Annotated in this window: 19 protein-coding genes; 8 read left to right on the top strand and 11 right to left on the bottom strand. The window is 51.3% G+C overall.

Annotated elements, in window-relative coordinates; translation table 11 throughout:
- Positions 1 to 192: 192 nt before the first annotated feature.
- The 10 genes from ACFSW5_RS18550 to rpmH all read right to left on the bottom strand — a co-directional run bounded on the left by ACFSW5_RS18550 (position 193) and on the right by rpmH (position 11,333).
- A complete protein-coding gene (locus tag ACFSW5_RS18550) occupies positions 193 to 1,050 on the bottom strand; it encodes a ParB/RepB/Spo0J family partition protein (protein ID WP_379276281.1) in 858 nt (285 codons plus the stop codon).
- The gene (locus tag ACFSW5_RS18545) at positions 1,031 to 1,804 is read right to left on the bottom strand and encodes a ParA family protein (protein ID WP_379276279.1); all 774 of its coding nucleotides are present in this window, start codon (positions 1,802 to 1,804) and stop codon (positions 1,031 to 1,033) included. The genes ACFSW5_RS18550 and ACFSW5_RS18545 overlap by 20 nt, the downstream gene beginning before the upstream one ends.
- 1,344 nt (positions 1,805 to 3,148) lie before the next feature.
- Positions 3,149 to 3,970, bottom strand: coding sequence for a nucleoid occlusion protein (gene noc, locus ACFSW5_RS18540; RefSeq protein WP_379276276.1), 822 nt, complete (start codon positions 3,968 to 3,970; stop codon positions 3,149 to 3,151).
- A gap of 751 nt (positions 3,971 to 4,721) precedes the next feature.
- Entirely contained in the window at positions 4,722 to 5,444 is a 723-nt protein-coding gene (rsmG, locus tag ACFSW5_RS18535; RefSeq protein WP_379276274.1) for a 16S rRNA (guanine(527)-N(7))-methyltransferase RsmG, read from the bottom strand.
- Positions 5,445 to 7,331 carry a tRNA uridine-5-carboxymethylaminomethyl(34) synthesis enzyme MnmG gene (mnmG, locus tag ACFSW5_RS18530; RefSeq protein WP_379276271.1) on the bottom strand — a complete coding sequence of 629 codons (1,887 nt, stop codon included), beginning with the start codon at positions 7,329 to 7,331 and terminating at the stop codon, positions 5,445 to 5,447. It lies immediately after the preceding gene.
- 258 nt (positions 7,332 to 7,589) lie between these two features.
- Positions 7,590 to 8,969 (bottom strand): tRNA uridine-5-carboxymethylaminomethyl(34) synthesis GTPase MnmE, encoded by a 1,380-nt coding sequence (mnmE, locus tag ACFSW5_RS18525; RefSeq protein WP_379276269.1) that lies wholly within the window; start codon positions 8,967 to 8,969, stop codon positions 7,590 to 7,592.
- Positions 8,970 to 9,076: 107 nt separating this feature from the next.
- Positions 9,077 to 9,703, bottom strand: coding sequence for an RNA-binding cell elongation regulator Jag/EloR (jag, locus tag ACFSW5_RS18520; RefSeq protein WP_379276267.1), 627 nt, complete (start codon positions 9,701 to 9,703; stop codon positions 9,077 to 9,079).
- Complete coding sequence (locus tag ACFSW5_RS18515; protein ID WP_379276373.1) at positions 9,700 to 10,536, bottom strand: YidC/Oxa1 family membrane protein insertase; 837 nt, start codon at positions 10,534 to 10,536, stop codon at positions 9,700 to 9,702. The genes jag and ACFSW5_RS18515 overlap by 4 nt, the downstream gene beginning before the upstream one ends.
- Positions 10,537 to 10,678: 142 nt before the next feature.
- Complete coding sequence (gene rnpA, locus ACFSW5_RS18510) at positions 10,679 to 11,059, bottom strand: ribonuclease P protein component (RefSeq protein ID WP_379276264.1); 381 nt, start codon at positions 11,057 to 11,059, stop codon at positions 10,679 to 10,681.
- A gap of 139 nt (positions 11,060 to 11,198) precedes the next feature.
- Positions 11,199 to 11,333 carry a 50S ribosomal protein L34 gene (rpmH, locus tag ACFSW5_RS18505; RefSeq protein ID WP_068778604.1) on the bottom strand — a complete coding sequence of 45 codons (135 nt, stop codon included), beginning with the start codon at positions 11,331 to 11,333 and terminating at the stop codon, positions 11,199 to 11,201.
- A 695-nt stretch (positions 11,334 to 12,028) separates the two neighbouring features.
- On the opposite strand from rpmH, the gene dnaA reads away from it, so the two are divergent.
- The 6 genes from dnaA to gyrB all read left to right on the top strand — a co-directional run bounded on the left by dnaA (position 12,029) and on the right by gyrB (position 18,464).
- The gene (gene dnaA, locus ACFSW5_RS18500) at positions 12,029 to 13,378 is read left to right on the top strand and encodes a chromosomal replication initiator protein DnaA (protein ID WP_379276260.1); all 1,350 of its coding nucleotides are present in this window, start codon (positions 12,029 to 12,031) and stop codon (positions 13,376 to 13,378) included.
- A 308-nt stretch (positions 13,379 to 13,686) separates the two neighbouring features.
- Complete coding sequence (dnaN, locus tag ACFSW5_RS18495; protein WP_379276257.1) at positions 13,687 to 14,829, top strand: DNA polymerase III subunit beta; 1,143 nt, start codon at positions 13,687 to 13,689, stop codon at positions 14,827 to 14,829.
- A 39-nt stretch (positions 14,830 to 14,868) separates the two neighbouring features.
- The gene (yaaA, locus tag ACFSW5_RS18490) at positions 14,869 to 15,084 is read left to right on the top strand and encodes a S4 domain-containing protein YaaA (protein WP_379276254.1); all 216 of its coding nucleotides are present in this window, start codon (positions 14,869 to 14,871) and stop codon (positions 15,082 to 15,084) included.
- A gap of 26 nt (positions 15,085 to 15,110) precedes the next feature.
- On the top strand, positions 15,111 to 16,220 hold the full coding sequence (gene recF, locus ACFSW5_RS18485; RefSeq protein WP_379276251.1) for a DNA replication/repair protein RecF: 1,110 nt from the start codon (positions 15,111 to 15,113) through the stop codon (positions 16,218 to 16,220).
- A 31-nt stretch (positions 16,221 to 16,251) separates the two neighbouring features.
- Positions 16,252 to 16,503, top strand: coding sequence for an extracellular matrix regulator RemB (gene remB / locus ACFSW5_RS18480; RefSeq protein ID WP_379276249.1), 252 nt, complete (start codon positions 16,252 to 16,254; stop codon positions 16,501 to 16,503).
- Positions 16,504 to 16,553: 50 nt separating this feature from the next.
- Entirely contained in the window at positions 16,554 to 18,464 is a 1,911-nt protein-coding gene (gene gyrB / locus ACFSW5_RS18475) for a DNA topoisomerase (ATP-hydrolyzing) subunit B (protein ID WP_379276247.1), read from the top strand.
- Between the two features lie 96 nt (positions 18,465 to 18,560).
- Here the strand turns inward: gyrB and ACFSW5_RS18470 are convergent, their stop codons facing one another.
- Positions 18,561 to 19,334, bottom strand: coding sequence for a YheC/YheD family protein (locus ACFSW5_RS18470; protein WP_379276245.1), 774 nt, complete (start codon positions 19,332 to 19,334; stop codon positions 18,561 to 18,563).
- Between the two features lie 318 nt (positions 19,335 to 19,652).
- On the opposite strand from ACFSW5_RS18470, the gene gyrA reads away from it, so the two are divergent.
- Together gyrA and ACFSW5_RS18460 are read left to right on the top strand one after the other, a co-directional pair.
- Positions 19,653 to 22,154: a DNA gyrase subunit A gene (gene gyrA / locus ACFSW5_RS18465; protein WP_379276243.1), complete on the top strand. Its 2,502-nt coding sequence runs from the start codon at positions 19,653 to 19,655 to the stop codon at positions 22,152 to 22,154.
- 104 nt (positions 22,155 to 22,258) lie between these two features.
- Complete coding sequence (locus ACFSW5_RS18460; protein ID WP_379276241.1) at positions 22,259 to 23,359, top strand: HD-GYP domain-containing protein; 1,101 nt, start codon at positions 22,259 to 22,261, stop codon at positions 23,357 to 23,359.
- The last annotated feature ends 340 nt before the right edge of the window (positions 23,360 to 23,699 follow it).

The raw sequence follows: 23,699 nt of genomic DNA, 5'->3' as shown, positions 1-23,699 counted from the left end.
TACAGCGGTTTAAAGTTCGGATTACCCGGTGAGATAACCTTCTTTCGAAGTGCTTCGAGGCAGTACGGCCTTGTTTCAGCGGTAGTTTTTATCGCCAATCGGAAAGCGAGTTTTTCGAGTTCAAAAACTTTATACGTTCCGATGCGGCAACAAAGACAAGCCTCCTTCATTCAATCCGTGTTTACGGCTCTGTTAGCCCAAGCTCTGCAACAGCTCCAACAGCCGTTCCAAGTCCTGCTTGCTGTAATATTGAAGCTCGATTTTCCCTTTATCCTTCTGCTGCGGCTTGATGCGCACCGTCGTTTTGAACCGTTCGCGAAGCGTATCCTCAAGACTTTCAATATAAGGATCCCGTTTTTTCAGTTTCGATTTGTCGGCCTTCTCTTCCTTCGGTCGCGAATCCAGCTTCTGAATCGCATCCTCCAGCTCGCGAACGCTCCACTCTTGCGCTATCACCAGTGCTGCAAGCTCTTTCTGAGTAGCCGCGTTTTTCACTCCCGCCAAAGCGCGTGCGTGACCCATCGATAATGTTCCACGTGAAACATAATCTTTGATTTCATCGGGCAAAGATAATAAACGAATAAAGTTCGCAATATGGGAACGGGACTTCCCGACTTTCATCGATAACTCTTCTTGCGTCAGCTTAAACTTCTCCATCAGCGATTGATAAGCGATCGCGACTTCGATCGCATTCAAATCTTCCCGCTGCAAGTTCTCGATCAACGCGATTTCCATGACCTGCTGATCCGAGAACGCCCGAACGACTGCCGGAATCGATGCGTTTCCGATCAACTGGGACGCCTTAAATCGCCGTTCGCCGGCAATAATCTCGTAACCTTTTAGAACCGATCTGACGATGATCGGCTGAATAACGCCATGCTGCTTAATCGATTCGGCGAGTTCCTTAATCGATTCGTCATCGAAATGTTTGCGTGGTTGATAAGGATTAGGCCTGAGCTGCGAAAGCGGAATTTCCACCACTTTATCGTCTTCGCTTACCGACAGCGAAGGAATAAGAGCATCCAATCCTCTACCTAGCCGCTTGCTCATACATAATCACTTCCTTCGCCAATTCAAGATATACTTCCGCCCCTTTGGATTTTGGATCATACGTAATAATGGCTTCGCCATGGGACGGCGCCTCGCTAAGCCGAACGTTTCTTGGAATAATCGTCTGATACACCTTGCTTTGGAAATACTTCTTCACTTCTTCGATCACTTGAATGCCCAGGTTCGTTCGCGCGTCAAGCATGGTCAGCAATACGCCTTCAATCTGCAGCGATGTATTCAAATGCTTTTGCACGAGCCTAACCGTATTCAACAGCTGGCTAAGCCCTTCAAGCGCGTAATATTCGCATTGAATCGGAATGATTACCGAGTCGGCCGCCGTTAACGAATTAATGGTGAGCAGTCCCAGCGACGGAGGACAATCGATCAGAATATAATCGAATTGATCCTTTACCAGATGAAGCGACTTCTTCAATCTTAATTCTCTTGAGATCGTCGATACGAGTTCAATTTCGGCACCCGCCAATTGGATCGTTGCGGGGATTACTTTCAAATTATCGATATTTGTATTCAGCATCGCATCCTTCGGATGCACTTCATTGATAAGTACATCATAAATGCAATTGTCAACATCCGCTTTATTAATGCCGATGCCGCTTGTCGTATTTCCTTGCGGATCGATATCGACCAGCAGAACTTTTTTACCGAGCGAAGCGAGACAGGCTCCTAAATTGACTGACGTCGTCGTCTTGCCGACACCGCCCTTCTGATTCGCAATAGCTATTATTTTTGACAAACCGCTCACCTCTATATGTAACAATCTTAATGAAGCGTAAAAATGAAGTCGTGATTCTGCTAAAGAGTTTTAAAATCGTAAGGCTCTCCCCTATCGCAAAAGAACCATCAAGTATCTAAAATCCAAACCTAAAATGACAGTCGGCGGCCGCCCAATCTCTATGCTCCGTACGTATCCTTATCTTCTGAACAAAAAGCAGAGATTAACGCGTGAACATCGTCGCAAAGCCGATCGCTCAAGCTGAAACACCGCGCAGACATCAAAAGGATGCGAATTCGGTCCGAGCATCCAAGTCTACCTTCTCATAATACGCCGGACATATCAGCAAACCCAAAGCGATTCCGCTTAGCATCCGAAAAGGATACCCGAACCTCAGAATGCCGGGTCGAAAATCATCCCGGCGGTGCTGGCGGTCATCTGAAAGCGAAGCCCGGAACCAAGGATTGCGACCAAAGCTGCATTAGTCATGAAGCTCCACGATCTCTTCCGTCCCGTAGTAGACGCGGAAACGGGAACCTCTGATCATAACGGATTGCGACCATACGTTCATTCTCGAAACAAGAAAGCGACGTTATGGATCGGCAACGCTGCTTCCGGATTGGGCCCAAGATGATCGATTTGAGACAAGCCATGCAAGTTCCCGGCATACTTATTGAACGGTGCTGATATCCTCCAAGGTGTCCATAAGCGAATTATTCTGCTCTTTACCTCTCGGAAGCCTTTGCATCGCACCCTCCATGCTTTCGCAAGACGTCACAAGCGCCGGCCTAAAACCGTGGAAACGGTTTAATTGCGACAAGTCATTCATGCTCCAATGACGTTGTCGGGACCCATTCCGTTTCAGATAGGAGTCCCGGCACTTCTCGAACAAGCCGTCCCTCAATCGGATTAATACACGATCGCTACCGGTTTATCGTCTCCGATCAAACCAAGTCGCAATCCATGTTATTCCGGACTTCTCGTTATCCGATTGCTTATCGCTTCAACATCCTTATCCGTAGCACCCACTCAACAATGCTTCCGTTGGAATCCTCTTCGGATCGTCACCTTCAGCTCGCCATTCTCCGAACGCAAACGGAATAGAATTGCCCCTCTATAGCGATCTACCATTTCGATTTGGGTATATTCCTATATTAGCAGAAAAAAGGTATCGCCGTCTCCCTAATGGAAGACGGCGACCGAAGATTTATCGATTAAATTTTGTTTACTATATAAGAAACGATAAGTTTTCGCTAATCGGAAACCCGGAATTTTTATTGGCGATATAACTTGTCTGGTTACCGAAGCGATTCTGCTCCGCAAACATTACCGGTCGTGGATTTATGTATCGTTTATGAGTCCTTCTTAACGTTTCGGAATTTGAATGACGATCTCGTAGTGATCGTCGTAGTCCTGCTCGTTGGTCTTGATTTGCAGGCCCGATCCCGCAACCATATTGATCGACTGACGAATCGTGTTGATCGCAAGCCTCGTGTCTTTCGTAAACGAAAACCGTTTAGGCTTCTTCGTTTCCTTCGCCGCCTCTTTTAAGAAAGCGATTCGCGCTTCGGTTTGCTTTACGTTTAACTCCTTGGTTATGATTTCTTCCAGCACCTTAACCTGCTGTTCCCCTGTCTCTAAGCCAAGAAGCGCGCGGGCATGGCGTTCGGTTATTTTACGCTCGATCAGCGCATTTTTCACTTGATCGCATAAGCCCAATAACCGAAGCTTATTGGCAATAGTCGATTGGCTTTTTCCCAATCGCTGTGCCAAGCTTTCTTGCGTCAATTGATGCAATTCAATTAGCTTCTGATAGGCAATGGCTTCTTCAATGGCCGTCAAATTTTCGCGTTGCAAATTTTCGATCAGCGCAATCGAAGCCGTCTGCGAATCGTTGAATTCGCGGACGATCGCCGGAATGGTTTCCATCCCCAGCTTCGTGACGGCACGCCAGCGCCGTTCTCCGGCAATAAGCTCATATCGGCCGTTGCGGATACGCACCACAATCGGCTGGATGACGCCATGCGTCCTAATGGTTTGGCAAAGCTCATCGATACGCTCATCATCAAATACCGTACGTGGCTGATAAGGACTGGAATCAATTTCATGTACCGGTATTTGCTTTACCTCTTCTTGTCCGCTGCGCGAATCCGAAAGGCCAAACAAACGTGAAAATTGTTCTTTCATACGTTTTCCATACCACCCGATCCGGAAGCTTCTGCTTGCGCATTCCGCTTCAAAGATGTGTTGTTGCAATTCCGATGATCTGCTAATAACTCACAAATTTGTCCAAAAACAAGCTGCATACCTGCAAACGAAACGGCGGCTACGACTTCATTCATACTGGCCGATTAATGACATTCGTTGTCCTTGCGTGAAAGACGAATAGGTTTTACGAGAACGATATGGCGATTTATAATGACGAACCTTATAACTTTTTGATAGTTAAACGACAGCTTTTATCTCTAATCATTATGCCGCTAAGCGACCTAACCGTTCCCCATAAAACGGGATTGGCACGCCGAATTTCATTTCTTTCTTAAGGAAGATTTCCTTCTGCCCCTCGGCCGTGTCGCTCCAGCCGGTCACGCCGCAATCTGCGACAGTGTCTCGATTCGGACCAACCTCAAGCCTGGATTTCCTTTTCTGTTCGGCTAATCCGCCTTCCTATCAATTCGACCAGCAAGCATAAATTTCCTGCTTGACAACAAGCCGTTCCACGCAAAAAAAGTAAGCACGACTCCTATCTGATTCACTCAAAGAAGGCGGACCAATAGGTTTCGTAACAAACTCGCTTTCACGTCAATTCGAATTGGAGTTCGGAAACTTATAAATTGTTATGTAGTGACCATAATGTTTCACGTGAAACATTATGGTCTTCGAATATTCCGCTTCCGCTCCCGCAATGAGTCCATCGACCGATTCCTCCGCCTCCACGTTATACGATCGGCTGTTTTAGAGGCGTTCCCGCCTTGCGCGGATAAGCGCGGGGCGTTCTGTCCAGCTTCGAAACGAGAATGATATGCCGTTCGCTTTGCTCAAACGGAAGCTTCAGCTCATGCTGAGCGACAACCTTCCCTTTCAGCAACCGAAAGCTTGCAGCCGCTTCGGCAACCTCTTCATCGCTTTTCGCACCCTTCATCGCCGCAAACAAGCCTCCTTGCTTGACGAACGGAAGACAAAATTCATTCAACACGTTCAATCGTGCAACGGCCCTCGCCGTTACAACGTCGTAAGAGTCTCGATGCTCCGGCAAACGAGCGATATCCTCGGCACGACCGTGCACGCAATGAACATCCTTCAGCTTTAACTGTTCGGACAGATGCTTCAGGAACGTAATCCGTTTGTTTAACGAATCGACAATCGTAACCTTTAAGTGCGGAAACATAATTTTCAGCGGTACGCTTGGAAACCCCGCTCCCGAGCCGATGTCGGCCAACGAATTGATCTTCGCCGGATCGACGTAAAATGCGAGCGATACCGAATCGAAAAAGTGCTTCTCGTAAACGGCATCCTTTTCGGTAATGCCCGTTAAATTCATTTTTTCGTTCCATTCGACGAGAAGCTCATAATAACGTTCGAATTGCTCGAGCTGTTCGGGGCTGACCGGCAGCCCCTTCTGCTCCAGCAGCGATTGAAACCAATCCCATGTTTTATCCATCTATGCTCTAGCCGCCGTTACCCGATTATAATGTTCCAAATAGACAAGCAATATCGAAATGTCGGCCGGCGTAACGCCGCCGATCCGGGACGCTTGCCCGATCGTCAAAGGCCGAACGACATCAAGCTTCTGCTTCGCTTCCGAAGCAAGCCCTTTGACGTCCGCATAGACAATATCGTCCGGAATCCGCTTTTTCTCCATCTTGTTCAGCCGTTCCACCTGGAGAAGCTGCTTCTCGATATAACCCGCGTATTTGATTTGAATTTCCACCTGTTCCTTCATTTCATCCGTTAATTCAACCGGAGACGGAACAAGCTTCTCGATCATGCCGTAGCTGATTTCCGGACGGCGAAGCAGCGTAAGCGCGTCTACCGTGTTGGATATCGGAGCCGATTCGGCGGCCGCAAGCATTTCGTTCGCATCGTCCGGACGAATTTTCGTCACGCGCAGCCGTTCGATTTCATCCGCTACCAATTGTTTTTTCCTCAGGAAAGCCTCGTACCGGTCGTCGCTGATCAGGCCGATTTCGCGGCCGATCGGCGTAAGGCGCAGGTCGGCATTGTCATGGCGAAGCAGCAGACGGTATTCCGCGCGGGAAGTGAGCAAACGATACGGATCGTTTGTTCCCTTCGTCACCAGATCGTCAATCATGACGCCAATGTAGCCTTGCTCCCGTCCGATAATGACCGGCTCTTTCCCTTGCACCTTGCGGGCAGCGTTAATGCCGGCCATAATGCCTTGGCCCGCCGCCTCCTCGTAACCTGAAGTTCCGTTGATTTGACCGGCGGTAAACAAGTTTTTGATCACCTTCGTTTCCAGCGAAGGCCACAGCTGCGTAGGCACGACCGCATCGTATTCGATCGCGTAGCCGTTTCGCATCACTTCCGCCTTTTCCAGTCCCGGAATCGACCGCAAAATTTGAAGCTGTACGTCTTCCGGCATGCTGGTCGACAGCCCTTGCACATAATATTCCGACGTATGCATGCCTTCCGGCTCCAGGAAGATTTGATGCTTCGGCTTATCCGCGAAACGAACGACTTTATCCTCGATCGAAGGACAATAGCGCGGCCCCGTCCCTTCGATGGCGCCCGAGAACATCGGCGCGCGATGCAAATTGTCGTTAATAATTTGATGCGTCGTTTCCGACGTATAGGTCAACCAGCAAGGAAGCTGCTCGTTGTCCGAAGAAACCGTCTCGTAGGAGAAAAACTTCGGCTGGTCGTCTCCCGGCTGTATTTCCGTCTTGGAGAAATCGATCGAATCTTTATGAACGCGCGGCGGCGTTCCGGTTTTGAACCGCACAAGCTTCAAGCCGAGCTCCTTCAAGTTTTCGGCGAGCTTCAGAGACGGCTGCTGGTTGTTCGGGCCGCTTTCGTACATCAGCTCGCCCATAATGATTTTGCCGCGCAGATACGTTCCGGTTGTCACGACGACCGCTTTCGCGCGATAGATCGCTCCCGTCTTCGTAACGACCCCTTTGCATTGTCCGTCTTCGACGACAAGCTCCTCCACCATGCCTTGGCGAAGCGTCAGCCGCTCCGTCTCTTCGAGCGTCTTCTTCATCTGATGCTGATAAGCGAATTTATCCGCCTGAGCCCGCAGCGCATGGACGGCAGGCCCTTTCCCGGTGTTCAGCATCCTCATTTGGATAAACGTCTTGTCAATATTGCGGCCCATTTCGCCGCCAAGCGCATCGATCTCCCGAACGACATGGCCTTTGGCCGGGCCGCCGATCGACGGATTGCAAGGCATGAAGGCGACCATATCCAGGTTTATCGTAAGAATCAGCGTTTCGCAGCCCATCCGTGCCGCCGCAAGCGCCGCTTCAACTCCAGCGTGCCCCGCGCCGACGACGATCACGTCGAATTGTCCCGCTTCGTAACCCATCTCGATTTCCCTCCTTGAAATGAAACGACTTCTACTGCCCATCTATTAAGTTGAAATTCACCACGATCGCCTGCCAATCCATTCCGAAAGGGGTGCCCTTATCCATTTCATTCGGTTTGGCCGGGAAGTTCCATTGTTCAACTAAAATAACATGGGTCATAACATAATGTCGCTTCTTGATACTTTTGTTGCCAATCTCTATATCATTTGAACTAAAAGCTTGTTATGCCGCCGTTTCCGCCGGCTCTGCCCGTAATTTTATTTTCCTAAGCAGAACTGGGAGAAAATTTGGTCGATCAACGAATCGCCCGCGGTATCGCCCGTAATTTCGCCAAGCGCTTCCCATGCCGACCGGACGTCGATCTGAATGACATCGATCGGAATTCCCGCGTCGGACGCCTCGATCGCATCCAGCAGCGATTGCTTCGCCTGCTTCAGCAGCGCGATATGCCGGACGTTGCTGACATAGGTCAAATCGCCCGAATCGAGTTCGCCTTCAAAGAACATCCGGCTAATCGCTTCCTCCAGCCGGTCCATTCCTTCCTCGGCGACGACGGACATCCGAACAATCGTCTCTTTTCCGAAACGTTCCTCAATCTCGCTCATGTCCAGGCGGCCGGGCAAGTCGGTTTTATTGACGATGACGATAACCGGTCGGCCTTCCACCAGCTCCATCAGCTTCCGGTCGTCCTCATGCAGCGGCTCGTTATAATTGAGCACGAACAGGACAAGATCCGCTTCTTCCAGCGCGTTCCGGGAACGCTCCACGCCGATCCGCTCGACCACGTCCTCCGTTTCCCGAATGCCCGCCGTATCCATCAGCTTTAGCGGTATGCCGTTTAACGAGACATATTCCTCAATGACATCGCGGGTCGTACCGGGAATATCGGTTACGATCGCCTTATTCTCCTGCGTAAGCACGTTCATAAGCGACGACTTGCCGACGTTCGGCCGGCCCACGATGGCCGTCATAATGCCTTCTCGTAATATTTTGCCTTCATTCGCCGTTTTTAGCAGACGATCGATCTCTTCTATTGCGTTGCCGCATTGCTCCCGAATATAACGGGCGGTCATTTCGGCGACGTCGTGCTCCGGATAATCGATATTGACCTCGATATGCGCAAGCAGCTCGATAACGGTCTGCCTGAGCGCCTTAATCCGCTTGGACAACGTCCCTTCCGCTTGTTTCCGGGCAATCGAGAAGGCTCGGTCCGACTTCGAGCGAATAAGGTCAATGACCGCTTCCGCCTGCATCAAGTCGATTCTGCCGTTCAGAAAAGCGCGCTTCGTAAACTCGCCGGGCTCTGCAATCCGTATCCCGTCCAGCTGCAGCACGGCGTCGAGCACTTTCTTCACCGCGATCACGCCGCCGTGCGTGTTGATTTCGACCACGTCTTCCGCCGTAAACGAACGCGGTCCGCGCATAAGCGTAACGATCACTTCTTCTATTTTATCACCCGAATGCGGGTCCACGATATGCCCGTAATGCAGCGTATGCGAATCGGCATCCTGAAGCGGCGGTTTGGAGCGGAATATGCGGCCGATGCCGGCAATGGCGTCCGGGCCGCTTACGCGGATAATGGCGATGCCGCCTTCCCCGACGGCGGTTGCGATCGCCGCAATCGTATCGTTATTCATGTCGTATTTCACACCTCTCTAAATCGAAAAACAGCAATGACTGCGAGAGCCATTGCTGCAACTATTCGAATCCTCCCGCCGCTCCAGGACTAGCCTTCCGGCTGCGGTTACGACTTCAGCGTAATGACCACATGCCGATTCGGCTCAACGCCTTTACTGTACGTTTTCACCCTCGGATGATTCTGAAGCTGCGAGTGAATCAGCTTTCTTTCATGCGCAGACATCGGCTCCAGCACGATTTCCTGCTTCGTGCGGACAACCCGTCCGGCTAGCCTTTCGGACATTTCCTCCAATGTCCTGCGCCGTCTCTCGCGGAAATCTTCTGCATCAAGCTCAATACGAATATGACTGTCCGAATAGCGATTAGCAACAATATTGACCAAGTATTGCAAAGAGTCCAGCGTCTGACCTCGTCGTCCGATCAGCATCCCCATATCGCCGATGCCGGTTAACGATAAGTAATAGCCTTCCTTCGTCTGCTTCCGATGAACATTAACAGTTAATCCCATCGTACCGGCCACATCCCGGAGGAACCGTTCCGCCTCTTCGAGCGGATCGGGTATAAGCTCAAGCTCCACCTTGGCTTCCTTGACGCCGATCAGGCCGAACAGCAGTCCTTTGGAGGGCTGCTCCAGCACCTTCACCTTTACGCGTTCCTCGGGTACGTTCCATTGCGACAATCCATGACGAACAGCATCGTCTATCGTTTTGCCTGAAGCAACGATTTTCCTCATTTATTCGCAGGGGCTCCCTTCTTTTTGCCACTGTTACTTTTACCCGTATTCGCTTTTTGGCCTGCCGGTTTCTTGTTGCCTTTATTGCCATTGCCGCCTTGCGCGTTGCCTTCGCCGGTCTTCTTGTCTTTCCGGTTAGGGAAAATGTACAGGAAATAGTTTTGGACGATCGTGTACAAGTTGCTGAACACCCAGTAAAGCGGCAGCGCCGCCGGGAAGTTGATCGCCATAACGAAAATCATGACCGGCATGATGAGCAGCATCGCACCCATGCCCGGCATCGGTTGCGTTTGCGTTTTTTGCATCATTTTCGACTGTACGAAAGTCGTAATTGCCGCAATGATCGGCAAAATATAAGTAGGATCCTTCTCTCCGAGCTTCAGCCACAGGAACGAGTGATCCCGGATATCGGGATTCCAATAAATCGCATTGTAAAGCGCGATGAAAATCGGCATTTGAACGATAAGCGGTAAGCAGCCGGCCATCGGGTTCACCTGATGGGTCTGATACAGCTTCATCATTTCTTCCTGCATTTTTTGAGGGTTATCTTTGTATTTCTCTCTAACCTTCATAATTTCAGGCTGAATCGCCTGCATCGCCTTGGAGCTCTTGTACTGCTTAATCGTAAGCGGCAATATAATCGTCCGAACCACGATCGTCAGCAGCAAAATCGCCAAGCCGTATTCTCCGCCCATCCATTCGGCGAACTTGTCCAATGTTAAGGCAAAATAATAAACGACGTTCTTTTCCCAGAAGTTCCCTTCCGTTCGCAGCTGCTCCGTGGTCGCCGTATGATCAACCGGCGCGCCGCACCCGGCCAGCACCAGCATCATGATGGCTAACCCGGCAACGACCAGCCATTTCCGATTCCATTTCTTTCGAAAAAACACGCGAAAACTCCTCTCTGAGAGCCATTACATACCAATCCTAACTATACCACAAACGGGGGACAATAAACAATTATCCACACCCGCTTCATTGCACTTCCGGCTTCGCCTTAACCGCTTTCGCGGACCCGTCCTTCAGCAGCCCGGCCTTCTTCAGCACATGCAGGACGCTTCGCTCGAGCTCCTTCGTTTTCATGTCCGCCGCAGGCTTTCTTACTATTAATATAAAATCGACGTTCGGAACGATCCGCTCCGCGTTCAGCCGGACGATTTCCTTGACGACGCGCCTCATCCGGTTGCGGACGACGGCGTTTCCGATTTTTTTGCTGGCCGATACGCCAAGCCGGAAAGGGTCCGCAATCTTTTGCTTGGACCAATAAACGACAAACTGCCCGTTGGCAAACGATTTGCCGCTCCGGTAAATCCGGTTGAAGTCGCTGCGGTTTCTCAAACGCAGTTTCCTATGCATGTTCAACGCCCACCGTTCTTCTCATCCTGTCTCCCAGTATTGCCTATAAACCGCCGGCTTAACAGGCTTTCCTCCTCTAATTCGCACCGCAAAGCCGATTGTTGGTATAAAAAAAGACCACCTGACGTGGTCTTCACAATTACGCGCTAAGAACTTTTCTTCCTTTTTGACGGCGTGCCGCCAGCACTTTGCGTCCGTTCTTCGTGCTCATCCGCTTGCGGAATCCATGCACTTTCTTGCGTTTGCTCACATTCGGTTTGAATGTAGGTCTCATTCGTATGCACCTCCTCTTTCTGCCATACTCCTCCTCGGAACGACCCCGTCCCCTGGAGGACGTACCGGTTCCATAGAAAAAAAGCCTTTTTCAATTAAACCACGCAAGCGACCAAAAGTCAATGCCGAACGGCCTTCTCCAAATATTGCAGATTCCCCGCATACGGTTCGGCTTGCCGTCCCCTTGTGGACAACCGGCTCAAGGAGCTTTTCCGGCAAAAACTAATAACATGTGAATAATTTCGAGGCCGTTCGGATCGAACCGTGTCGAAACTTAACAAGTTATAAACAATATGTAGTGTTGTCGATAAGTTTTATGCACAACCTATTGACATTGTGGATAAATTCTGGAGACTCGTTGAAATACAAGGGATCTTTTGCTATGATAAATATGTTTTCGGTGTGGATGGAAGGTCATTTCCGCACAGTTTATCAACATCCTGTGGATAACAATGTGAACAAAATTGTTCCCCTATTAATAACTCATCCTGTTGAACGTCTTCATATTGTGGATGATTTTCGGTATATCCTGTTGTTTTTCGACAATACCTCTAGCATTCAGCCTTTTTTTTGAAATATAAGCAAGGGTAAGTTTTAATCTTATGCTGGCTTATATTTTTGACGAAACGCTTTGTCCTTTGACCAAGGACGAGATAAGTCGTTTCTTCTCAAGCAATCGGATAGGAGTGAAAGTCTGTGGACAGCCATACTTACGATATATGGCAGCAAGTGTTGTCGATCATCCAGACGAAGCTGAGCAAACCGAGCTTCGACACCTGGTTTAAAGCGACCAAAGCTTCCTTCGTGAACGAATCGCTTCTGGAAGTGACGGCGCCGACGACATTTGCGGCGGAATGGCTGGAAGGCCGCTATACGAAGCTGATACGAACGACCCTGTTTGAATTTCTAGGCAGGCAGGTGGACGTTCGTTTTTCAATTGAAGAGAACCGGAGTATCGAGCCGGCTCCGCAGGCGATGCCGCAGATCGAGCTGCCAACCGTTCAGGAAGAGCCTTTTGCGAATATGCTGAACCCGAAATATACGTTCGATTCGTTCGTCATCGGGGTCAACAACCGCTTTGCGCACGCGGCGTCCTTGGCCGTGGCGGAAGCGCCGGCGAAAGCGTACAATCCGCTGTTCCTGTACGGGGGCGTAGGGCTCGGGAAGACGCATCTGATGCATGCGATCGGCCATTACATTAAAGAGCACAACCCGCGGACGAAGATCATGTATATCTCGTCGGAGAAATTCACGAACGAATTCATCAACGCCATCCGGGATAACCGCGGGGAGAGCTTCCGCAACAAATACCGGAATATCGACGTGCTGCTTATTGACGATATCCAATTTCTCGCCGGCAAGGACGGGACGCAGGAGGAGTTTTTCCATACCTTCAACGCCTTGCACGAGGAACGGAAGCAGATCGTCATCTCCAGCGACCGGACGCCGAAGGAAATTCCGACGCTGGAAGAAAGGCTTCGCTCCCGCTTCGAATGGGGACTGATAACCGATATCCAGGCGCCGGACCTGGAAACGCGGATCGCCATATTGCGAAAGAAGGCCAAGGCCGAAAATCTCGATATTCCGAACGAAGCGATGATCTACATCGCCAGCCAGATCGATACGAACATCCGCGAGCTGGAAGGCGCGCTGATCCGCGTCGTGGCGTACTCTTCGCTCATCAACGAGGACATTACGTCCCACTTGGCGGCCGAAGCGCTGAAGGACATCATTCCGACAAGCCGGCCGAAAATGATTACGATTCAGGACATTCAACAGAAGGTCGGCGAGTTCTACGGCCTGCGGCTAGAGGAATTCAAAGCGCGCAAACGGACGAAAGCGGTCGCCTTTCCCCGCCAGATCGCGATGTATCTGTCGCGGGAGCTGACGGACAGCTCGCTTCCGAAAATCGGCGAGGCTTTCGGCGGCCGGGACCATACGACCGTCATTCATGCGCACGAGAAAATTACGCAGCAAATAAGCCAAGACCCCGATTTGTACAAGATCATTCAGAACTTGACGGAAAAAATCCGGAATCATACGTGAGATATCGAGACTTTTCAAAGGTAAAAATTCTATTGCGGCAAAAAAGCAATTGTTGAATCATACGAACAACGAAGCAAGCCTATGCACACGCTATTCACATGTGGATAGGCTTGCTTTATCCGTGTTCTTGCGACTTATCCACATATCCGGCGCACCTACTGCTACTACTACTGTTTTTTTTAAATAAACATCATCATAAGCGGAAACGACTTCGTCGTCCCGGATAAAGGACGAACCGTTTTTTCGCCGAACGCGACGAACTTATAGGACATTTATTCGCTATCAAGGAATTAGGAGTGAATCAACCGATGAAATTAACGATTTCCAAAAACGAATTAAACGAAGCGATCCAGCATGTCGCCAAAGCCGCATCCCCCAGACCGACCATTCCGATCCTCGGCGGCATCAAAATCGAAGTCACCTATCAAGGCATTACCTTAACGGCCAGCGATACCGATATATCTATTCAAAGCTTTGTTCCGATAGAACACGAAGATACCGTTTATGCACATGTGGAAAAGCCGGGGAGCGTCGTTTTGCCGGCGAAGTTTTTTGTGGAGATCGTAAAAAAGCTTCCTTCGGACCAAGTGGAAATCGAAGTCAACTCCCAGTTCCAAACGCAAATCCGCTCCGGCTCCACCGACATTCAAATGGTCGGGCTCGATCCGGAGGAGTTTCCGGTGCTGCCGTCGATTAGCGGAAACGAGTCGTTTTCGATTCCGGGCGATTTGCTGAAAGCGATGATTCGCCAAACGGTGCTGGCCGCTTCGACGAACGAGCAAATGGCGATTCTGACCGGCGTGCTTTGGACGCTGAACGAAGGCAATTTGAAATTCGTTTCGACCGACCGCCATCGCCTGGCCAGCCGGAACGCCGTCGTAAACGCGCCGCAAGACATGCGCTTCCACAATGTGGTCATTTCGGCCAAGACGCTCGTCGAGCTGTCCAAGCTCGTTCCCGAGCATCACGGCGAAGTCGAAATCGTCGTTGCCGACAACCAGGTTTTGTTCAAAATCGACAACATTCTGTTTTTTACCCGCGTGCTGGACGGAACCTATCCGGATACTTCCAAGATTATTCCGCAGACGTACAAAACAGAACTTGTTCTCGATACGAAAAAATTGACCGACGCGATCGACCGCGCCTACTTGATGAGCCGCGAAGAAAAAACGAACATCGTACGGATCGTCACGCTCGAAGACGAGTCGATCGAAATATCGTCGAGCTCGACGGAGCTCGGCCGCGTTACCGAACAGCTTGAAGTCGGCCGCATGAGCGGCGATCCGCTGCGCATCGCGTTCAACTCCAAATATATGCTGGACGTGCTTAAAGTCATCGACAGCGAGCAAATTCTGATCGGCTTTACGGGCGCTATGAGCCCGATCGTCATCAAGCCGACCGATCACGACCACAGCACGTATATCATTTTGCCGTACCGGACGACCGGCTGACGCAAGTCAAGCGAAATAACGAAAGGAACGGGACTGACTGTGAAAGAGATACAGATTCGAACCGACTATATTCAGCTCGGCCAGTTTTTGAAGCTGGCCGATTGCATCCAGACAGGCGGACATGCTAAGTTTTTTTTGCAGGAGAACGAAGTGCGCATCAACGGGGAGCCGGACGACCGGCGCGGCAGGAAGCTGTACGCCGGCGACCTTGTTGAAGTTGAAGGCTGCGGCGTCTTTAAGATCACGAAATCGTAAGGCGCTCGGCATCGGGAGGTCCAAATGTGTTTTTAAAGCAAATCCATCTGCGCAATTACCGCAACTATAAACAGCTTGAGCTGCAGACGGAAAATCAGGTTAACTTGTTTGTGGGGCCCAACGCGCAAGGCAAAACGAATCTGCTGGAATCCATCTTCGTGCTCGCTTTGACCAAATCCCACCGCACGTCGAAGGATAAGGAGCTGATCGGCTGGCAGTCGGACGCGGCCGGCGTGCACGGCGAGGTGGACAAGCGTTACGGCACGGTCAAGCTGGATTTGTCCTTGTCTTCGCAAGGGAAAAAGGCCAAGATTAACGGCCTGGAGCAACGCAAGTTAAGCGATTTCGTCGGCTCGCTGAACGTGGTCATGTTTGCGCCGGAGGATCTCGAAATCGTAAAAGGAACGCCGGGCGTACGGAGACGGTTTCTCGATATGGAAATCGGCCAAGTACAGCCCGGTTATTTGCATACGCTGCAGCAATACGGCAAGGTGCTGGTTCAACGGAACAACTATTTGAAGACGTCGGGCCCCGGCGGTTACCAGCAAGCGATGATGGATGTATGGAACATGCAGCTGGCCGAGTTCGGTGTTAAAATTATGAAAAAAAGGAAACACTTTATTCATAAACTGCAAGGCTGGGCCGAACAGATTCATGCCGGCATAACCGGAGGCATGGAGCAGCTGCGCATTGATTACAGGCCGTCGCTTGACGCCGGCGAAACCGAAGATGAAACTGTTTTATTCGATCAATTTATGTTAAAGTTATCACAGGTGAAAGATCAGGAGACCCGCAGAGGAATTACGCTGGTCGGGCCTCATCGGGACGATCTTGCTTTTTATATAAACGATAAGGAAGCGCATGTGTACGGCTCCCAGGGCCAGCAGCGCACGACGGCCTTATCTCTTAAGCTTGCGGAAATCGAGCTGATTCGCGAGGAGATCGGCGAATATCCGCTTCTTCTGCTGGACGATGTGCTGTCCGAGCTGGACCAGCACCGGCAGACGCAGCTTATTGAGACTTTCCAGAGCAAGGTTCAGACATTCATAACGACGACCGGGATCGAAAGCGTCAATATCAACAAGCTGCACGATGCCGGTATTTATCATGTGCGGGAAGGCCAAGTGACACGCTAGGACACTTCCTTAAGATGCGGAGGCGGATGCTATGTATATTCATTTAGGCGGAGAGAAAATCATTCGCGCTGCCGAACTGGTGGCGATTTTCGATATATCGATCGAGCAATCCTCCAAGCTGTCCAAGCAATTTGTCGCGGAATCCCGCAAACGCAAGACGGTGGAGACGATCGGCGAAGAAGATCCGAAATCGATCGTCGTTACCGAAAACAAAATTTATTATTCGCCGATATCTTCTTCCACATTGAAGAAAAGAGCCAACCATTTTGCGGCCAACGGATAGAATCGAAACTTACGATCAGGAAGAGCAGTCGAGAGGAGCAGTGAGCAGGCATGTCTTTGAATCAAAACACGTACGACGAGAGCCAGATCCAGGTGCTCGAGGGGCTGGAAGCCGTTCGCAAGCGGCCGGGGATGTATATTGGCTCCACTAGCGCCAAGGGCCTTCACCATCTCGTATGGGAAGTTGTCGACAATAGTATTGACGAGGCTTTGGCCGGCTATTGCAACAAAATCCAGATCATTATTCACGAAGACAACAGCATTACCGTTATCGATAACGGCCGGGGCATTCCGGTTGGGGAACATCCGAAGCTGAAAAAATCGACGCTTGAGGTCGTCATGACCGTTCTTCATGCCGGCGGCAAGTTCGGCGGGGAAGGCTACAAAGTGTCCGGCGGCCTGCACGGCGTCGGCATTTCGGTCGTAAACGCGCTGTCCGAGAAGGTCGTCGTCAAAGTCAAGCGCGACGGCCATATTTTCCAGCAGGAATATCGCCGCGGCACGCCGCAATACGACATTCAAATCGTCGGCGATACGGAAGAGACGGGCACGACGACGACGTTTCTGCCGGACCCGGAAATTTTTACGGATACGACCGTTTACGACTACGACGTGCTGCAATCGCGCGTGCGGGAACTCGCTTTCCTGAACAAAGGGATCGAGCTTTCGCTAACCGACGAGCGCACGGGCGTTTCCAATACGTTCAAATACGACGGCGGCATTATCGAATTCGTGGAGCATCTGAACCGGAACCGCGAAGCGCTGCACGAATCGCCGATTTACGTGGAAGGCACGAAGGACAATATTCAAGTCGAGGTGGCGCTGCAGTACAACGACAGCTACAGCGAAAACATCTATTCCTTCGCCAACAACATTCATACGCACGAGGGCGGCACGCACGAATCCGGCTTCAAGAGCGCTTTGACCCGGATCATTAACGATTATGCCCGCAAGACGGGCGCCATCAAGGACAGCAACTCGAACTTGACCGGCGACGACGTGCGCGAAGGACTGACGGCGATTATTTCCGTCAAAATTCCGGAGCCGCAGTTCGAAGGCCAAACGAAGACGAAGCTGGGCAACAGCGAGGTGCGCGGCATCGTCGAGTCGCTGTTTGCCGAGAAGCTGCAGGAGTTTCTGGACGAGAACCCGTCGATCTCCAAAAAAATCGTGGAGAAGGGCTTGTCCGCTTCCAGGGCGCGCGAAGCTGCGCGCAAAGCCCGCGAGCTGACGCGCCGGAAGAGTGCTCTGGAAGTAAGCTCGCTTCCCGGCAAGCTGGCCGACTGCTCCTCCAAGGACGCGTCGATCAGCGAGCTGTATATCGTCGAAGGGGATTCGGCCGGCGGCTCGGCCAAGCAAGGACGCGACCGGCACTTCCAGGCGATTTTGCCGCTGCGCGGGAAAATATTGAACGTGGAGAAAGCGCGCCTCGACCGCATTCTGTCGAATGCCGAGATTCGCGCGATCATTACCGCGCTCGGCACCGGTATAAGCGACGATTTCGATCTGTCGAAGGCGCGCTACCACAAAATCGTCATCATGACCGACGCCGACGTCGACGGCGCCCATATCCGCACGCTGCTTCTGACGTTCTTCTTCCGCTACATGCGGAAAATCGTCGAAGCGGGTTATATTTACATCGCGCAGCCGCCGCTTTTCAAGATCGAGCGCAATAAAGTGATCCGCTACGCGCAAACGGAGAAGGAAAAGGACGAAATTATCGCCGGCTTCGGCGAGGGCGCGAAATATACGGTGCAGCGGTATAAAGGCTTGGGCGAGATGAATCCGGAGCAGCTGTGGGAAACGACGATGGATCCGGAAAGCCGTACGATGCTGCAGGTCACGATTGAAGACGCCATGGCCGCGGATCTTCTGTTCGACACGCTGATGGGCGACAACGTCGAGCCGCGCCGCGAATTCATTCATCAATACGCCAAAAACGTCAAAAATTTGGACATTTGATTGTTTTCAAGCCGAAAACGACTTCGTCGTCTTATCGAGGGACGGATCGTTACAGCGAGAAATATAAGGCGATTTATAAGCGCAAACGAGCCGCCGTTATCGGGCGGCTTTTCTTTTGCGGAAGCGGCCGTAAGCGGCGGCGTAACGATAAATTTTGGAGAATACCGCTTTGTCTTTCAGCTTTCTAAAGATGAACGGGTCAGGCAGCGTGTTGACCTCGAGAATCCACGGCTTTCTGCCGGTATCCACGGCGATGTCGATGCCGATTTCTTTCAAACCGGGATATGCGGCTTGCAGCTGCTCCGCGACGAGGACGCCAAGCTTTCTTAGCTTCGAATCGAAATCGAGCTGTTCGGCTTCGGATAAATGACCGCTCATCAAGATATGGTGGTCCATCGGCGTTCCTCCGCTGTGATAGTTGGTGACGATGCGCCGCGGATGGGCCAACCTGCCGATAATGCCGGTCGTCTCCCATTGGGAGCCGTTCTTTTGAACCATGACCCGCAGATCAAAGCGGCGGCCCGCGTGACGCAGCAGCTCGATGCCTTGCTGGACAAGGAAGGGCCTCCCTTGTATCCGGCGCCTCAGCTCGCGGTACAGCTCTTCGAACGAACGGCAGGCGACAAGACGGGTTCCTTCCTGAAACGTAAAGGAGCGGCCCGTGTCCGGATTGTGCTGTTCCACGCGAATGACATGTTTGCCGAAGGTGCCGTTAACGGGTTTTACGTAAATCATGCCGAATTGGTTAAGCGCCGTTTGCAGAGACGATTCGCTGAATTTTTTCGTAACCGGAATATAGCCGCGCAGCTGCTCCGATTGCAGCAGCACGACCGTTTTTGCCCATTTGCTGCGAACGCGTTGAATGGCCACGCCTTGCTCTCCTTTCGACAGACTTCGCCCTGTTCGGGCGTACGAAGATTAAGCCTTGCAGGAGACAGAGTTTGGAATGAGTGGTATAATGAAAGTTGGGTCTGTTTATCTTATGCGCCGTTTGAGCAAAGGAAAGAGATAGAGGCCCATTGGTTTTTCGATTAGATTTTCGATAGGTTTCACCCGAAGCCGGTAGTCCTTAAGTCATAAGCGTCTTAAGTGGCTGCGGCTTGGAAATGAATATAATGGACGATCGCGTCCTGCATCGGCTGTTCGGCCGGTTAAAGCATGCTGCAGAAGACGTCAGGGAGGTAGAACATGGCGGAAGAACAACAACATTCGCAAATAATAGATCGGGATATAAGCACAGAGATGCGCGACTCCTTCATGGATTACGCAATGAGCATTATCGTGAGCCGCGCTCTTCCGGACGTACGGGACGGGCTTAAGCCGGTGCACCGCCGCATCTTGTATTCCATGTCGGAGCTCGGCATGTCGCCGGACAAACCTTACAAGAAATCGGCGAGGATCGTCGGCGACGTCATCGGTAAATACCATCCGCACGGCGACAGCGCCGTTTACGAGACGATGGTCCGCCTTGCGCAAGATTTCTCGATGCGCTATATGCTCGTCGACGGCCACGGCAATTTCGGCTCGATCGACGGCGACGGAGCGGCGGCGATGCGTTATACGGAATCCCGTCTGGCGAAGATCGCGATGGAAATGCTGCGCGATTTGAACAAAGAGACGGTCGATTTCGTGCCGAACTACGACGGCGAAGAGAAGGAACCGGCTGTATTGCCCGCGCGTTTCCCCAACTTGCTTGTCAACGGTGTAACAGGGATTGCCGTCGGTATGGCGACCAATATTCCTCCGCACAATTTGGGGGAAGTCATTGACGGCGTTCAGGCGTTGATCGACAATCCGGACATTACTCCGGTTGAATTGATGGAATACGTGAAAGGCCCGGACTTTCCGACAGCCGGCTTCCTGCTCGGGCGCAGCGGCATTCGCCAGGCGTATTTGACCGGACGGGGCACCGTTACGATGCGTGCCCGCGCCGTAATCGAAGAAAACGGCGGCAAAGCGCGCATTATCGTCAACGAGCTTCCGTATCAGGTCATTAAAGCGCGGCTCGTAGAGAAAATCGCCGAGCTTGTGCGCGACAAAAAAATCGACGGCATCACCGATCTTCGCGACGAGTCCGACCGGAATGGCATGCGGATCGTCATCGAGCTGCGCCGCGACGTGAATCCGAGCGTCGTACTCAATAATTTGTACAAGCAAACGCAAATGCAATACAACTTCGGCATCAACATGCTCGCTCTTGTGAACGGAGAGCCGAAAGTTCTCAACTTGCGCGACATTCTTTATTATTACTTGCAGCATCAGATTGAAGTTATCCGCCGTCGTACGGAATTCGATCTGAAAAAAGCGGAAGCGCGCGCGCATATTTTGGAAGGCTTGCGGATTGCGCTTGATCATCTGGACGAAGTGATCGCGCTGATCCGTTCGTCGCAGACGACGGATATCGCAAGAGAAGGTTTGATTGAGCGTTTTGCGCTCAGCTACGATCAGGCGCAAGCGATTCTCGATATGCGTCTGCAACGGCTCACCGGTTTGGAGCGGGAGAAGATCGAAGCCGAATATCAGGAGCTGCAGCGCAAAATCGCGGAATACAAAGCGATACTGGCCGATGAGCGTCTCGTATTGAACATCATTAGCGAAGAATTGAGCGAAATCAAAGAAAAATTCAACGACGAGCGGCGTACGGAAATTACGCTGAGCGACGAGGAAATTATGGATGAAGACCTCATTCCGCGCGAAGATGTCATTATTACGATTACCCATACCGGTTATATTAAACGGCTGCCGGTTTCCACTTACCGCGCCCAGAAGCGGGGAGGCAAAGGCGTCGTCGGGATGGATACGAAGGAAGACGATTTCGTCGAGCATCTGTTCGTCTCCAACACGCATCATAACCTTCTGTTCTTCACGAACAAGGGCAAGGTGTACAAGCTGAAGGCTTACGAAATACCGGATCTTAGCCGTACGGCCCGGGGAACGCCGGTCATCAACCTGATTCAGATCGAACAGGGCGAGACGATCCATGCGGTCATCCCGGTCGAGAGCCTTGACCCGGATAAATATTTGTTCTTTGCGACCCGCCAAGGCATAGTCAAGAAAACGTCCCTTGAGGAGTTCAGCAATATCCGCAAAGTCGGCCTCATTGCCATTTCGCTTCGGGAAGATGACGATCTGATCGGCGTCAAGCTGACGGACGGCACGAAGGAAATCATTATGGGCACGGCGCAAGGGATGTCCATCCGGTTCCCGGAACAGGACGTTCGCACGATGGGCCGCCCGGCAACGGGGGTCAAAGGCATTCAGCTCGACGAAGGCGATATCGTCATCGACATGGATATCGTCGATCCGGCGAACGACGTGCTGATCGTAACGGCCAAAGGATACGGCAAGCGGACCCCGGTCTCGGAGTACAGGACGCAAAGCCGGGGCGGCAAAGGCATCAAAACGATGAACATTACCGAAAAGAACGGTCCGGTCGTCAGTCTTAAAGTTGTTGTAAACGACGAGGATTTGATGATTATGACCGCTTCGGGCACGATGATTCGGACAAGCATGGAGGGCATCTCCACCATGGGCCGTAATACGCAAGGCGTGAAGCTGATCAATACGCGCGAAGACGATACGGTTGCAACGGTTACCCGTGTAGCCCGCAGCGATGATTCGAGCGAAGAAGGCGCGGCGGAGGAGAACGATTCGCAAGACGACTCGGCCGGGGGCACGGAAACGGAGTAGAATAGATTTACGCTAGACCGGGATATCGCCAATGTCCAACCATCAGGAGAAGGCGATGTTCCGGTTCTTCTTATAATCATCCTAATGAAACGGGGAAACTTAAAGTGGGAGCTGTGACATTATCTCAATTAAAGCTTGGCGATAAGCTTGCGGAAGACGTTCTGACTCCGCTCGGCAGCGTTTTGTTTCATAAAGGACATATTATACAGTCACGTGAGCTTGATATTTTACAGGCATTTCTGATCCGGCAAGTCGAGGTTAGCGACCCTCCGGGCAAACAGGACGCGGCGAAGCCTGCCGCGAAGAGTGCGGCCGATAAAGCCGGGGCTGCGGTAGCGCAGCCGAAAGAAGCGGCCGGAGCCGCTGTTACGTCGTTCGAAGCGGAGTACGACCGGCTTGTTCTGTTATTGAAGAAGTCTTTTCAATCCGTGTCCGCCGCTTCGGCATTGCCTGTATTGGATTTGCGCAAACAGCTCGAAATCGTGCTAAGCCTTATTTCGCAATACAATCCGCTTACGTTTGTGCCGAGAAGCTTTCAAGAATCCGATTATTGGTACCACAATAGCGCCGCTTCCGCTTTGACGTCCTATCTGATTGCGCAATGGAGCGGTATACCGCAAAAGGATTGGATGCAGCTTGCGCTCGCCGGACTGCTTCACGATATCGGCAACGTCAAGCTCGACCCGAGCATTCTTCACAAGCCGTCGAAGCTTACCGCGGAAGAAACGGAAGAAATGATGCGCCATACAAAGATGGGTTATCAGCTTCTCAAAAACGTAGCGGCTTTAAACGAAGGGGTTAAATTGACGGCTCTGCAACATCATGAGCGCGAAGACGGAACCGGTTATCCGCTTAATATTATGGCGGAAAGCATTCATCCTTATGCCAAAATCGTGGCCATAGCCGACATATTCCATGCCATGACGATGAGCAAAGCATACCGGAAAGGGCAATCGCCTTATTTGGTGCTGGAACAGATCAAGAGCGACGCGTTCGGCAAGCTCGATCCCGGCTTCGTGACGGTATTCGTGGACAAGGTGACGCAATTCGTGAATGGAACGAAGGTACGTTTAAGCGACGGCAGAGTGGGGGAAATCATCTTCTCCGATCGCGTATATCCGACGAGACCATGGGTTTCCGTAGGAGGGACCATCGTAAACCTGACGGTTGAGAGACAGCTTTATATATTAGAGGTATTGAAATAATGATGTTATAAGCGACGAACCTGCCTGAATGAGGGGGTTCGTTTCTTTTTTATATAAAAGCTTATAGTAGTTCCGTTTATATACGACTTATGTTTCACCGCAAAACATCAGTTTGCGTGCCGCCAGAGGACGGCGAAAGCCGTTTAAGCTAAGGTCGCAAACTTTTTTTAAAAAAAAGACTTGCAATAGCCTATATGTCTATGATATATTATAAAAGTCGCCGATGAGAGACGTGGTGATAACGAAAGAAACGATTGTTCTTTGAAAACTGAACAACGAGCGAAACTGCCCCGTTAATCCTCGGATTAATGGAAAAGCGATAAAACAAATGAGCAAGTCA

It is taken from the genome of Paenibacillus thailandensis (assembly GCF_042685365.1).
GTDB classification, from domain to species: domain Bacteria; phylum Bacillota; class Bacilli; order Paenibacillales; family Paenibacillaceae; genus Paenibacillus_AP; species Paenibacillus_AP thailandensis.
The sequence above is the reverse complement of the archived record's forward strand: the minus strand, read 5'-3'. Positions and strand labels throughout refer to the sequence as shown.